This window comes from Pseudomonas donghuensis (assembly GCF_000259195.1).
Classification (GTDB): domain Bacteria; phylum Pseudomonadota; class Gammaproteobacteria; order Pseudomonadales; family Pseudomonadaceae; genus Aquipseudomonas; species Aquipseudomonas donghuensis.
This window is the reverse complement of sequence record NZ_JH650789.1, coordinates 1-1652: the sequence shown is the minus strand read 5'-3', so window position 1 is coordinate 1652 and position 1652 is coordinate 1. Positions and strand designations below refer to the sequence as shown.

The 1652-nt window shown below is 66.8% G+C and carries 1 protein-coding gene and 1 pseudogene; both read left to right on the top strand.

Annotation, left to right across the window (positions count from 1 at the left end):
* Positions 1-101: 101 nt before the first annotated feature.
* Positions 102-1190 (top strand): glycosyltransferase family 4 protein, encoded by a 1089-nt coding sequence (locus tag UW3_RS0125485; protein WP_026001543.1) that lies wholly within the window; start codon positions 102-104, stop codon positions 1188-1190.
* Positions 1187-1652 (top strand): annotated as a pseudogene (locus tag UW3_RS0125480) (O-antigen ligase family protein); the annotation flags it as partial. The gene UW3_RS0125485 and the pseudogene UW3_RS0125480, both read left to right, overlap by 4 nt.

Here is a 1652-nt window from a genome sequence, read left to right as displayed (position 1 = left end):
CTGCCCCTGCCGGTACTGCTGGTGATCAACGACCAGACCCCGGAAACTCCCAACCCTTACAAGGGCTGGTCGCTGCCGCGGCTGGTGCACTGGGTGCGCAATTGAACGCTGCGCTGACGCCCATGCGGCCCATCCTGCATCTGCTCAGCAGTGGTGGCTTCTACGGCGTCGAGCGCATGCTGCTGGACCACTGCCGGTCCACCCCCGGACAGCACCTGGTGCTGTTCCTCGGAGCCCCGGACCAACTGGTGGCGCGCTTTCGCGCCGCCGGCGTGGCCTGCCAGACCTGCGACGGTATGGGCGAGCTGCTCGGCCAATTGCGCCAGCGCCACGACCAGCAGCCGCTGATCAACAGCCACAACTTCAAGGGCCTGCTGTTCGGCTGGCTGGGGGCCAGGTTGTGGCGCCTGCCCATGGTCGCTACCCAGCACGGCTTCACCCCCACCAGCCGCAAGCAACACCTGTATACCTGGATCAGCCTGCAGCTGTGCCGCACTGCCACCATCGGCCAGGTGATCTGCGTGGCCGAAAGCATCAAGCGTATCCACCGCCAGGCGGGGGTTGCCGAAGCCAAGTTGCAGGTGATTCCCAACGGTTTGCCCGACGCCCAAGCGCTGCCCGAACGCCGCCATGGCGACGGTCGCTGGCTGGCCGGTTATGTCGGGCGCTTGAGCCGCGAAAAAGGCCCGGACCTGTTTCTCGATACCCTGATCCCGCTGTGCCAGCGTCATCCGCAGCTCGCTGCGGTGATGCTCGGCGACGGCCCGGAGCGCAAAGCCCTGCAGGCACGCATCGATGCCGCCGGCTTGAGCGAGCGTATTCGCCTGCCGGGTTATCAGGCCGACATGCGCGCCTGGATGGCGCGCCTGGATGCCCTGGTGATCAGCTCGCGCACCGAAGGTACGCCGATGATCCTGCTCGAAGCCATGCAGGATGGCGTACCGGTGGTGGCCTTTGGCGTTGGCGGTATTCCTGATGTGATCGAACACGGGCACAGCGGTCTGCTGGCCCGGCCCCTGGCGGTGGATGAGCTGGCAATGCAGCTTGAGGCGTTGATGCTCGACCCGGCCCAGGCCGGTGAGCTGATTACCCGGGCGCGGCACACCCAACGCGAACGTTATCACCTGCCGACGCTGGCGCAACGCTGGGCCCGGATATACCTGGGCGCGGCCACGGAGACCTGCGCATGATCATTCCCCTGTCCCTGATCGGCTTGCTGGCCATTGCCTGCCTGGCGCTGCTGGCCAGCCCCTACCCATTCCTCGCGCCCGGCGCGGTCATCGGCCTGGCCGGCCTGCTGGCGCTGTACAGGCGCCCGGCCTGGGGGCTGTTGGCGATCATCACCCTGGTGCCGCTCGAAGGCCTGTTCAAGGACAGCCAACTGACCGCCACCAAGCTGATCGGCGCCGCGCTGGCGCTGGTGCTGGTGCTGCAACTGGCGATCAAGCAACTGCCGGCCGAGCGCCTGCGCAGCACCATGTGGCGCCTGTTGCTGGGCTTTCTGGCGTTGTACCTGCTGAGCTTTCTGGCCAGCGACAGCAGCGAGATGTCCCTGGGCCATGTGCGTGAGTTGGCGGTAGGCCTGCTGCTGTTCGGCATCACCCTGTTGATCGGCCGCGAACTCGACCTGCCGATGCTGTACCGGCTGGGGG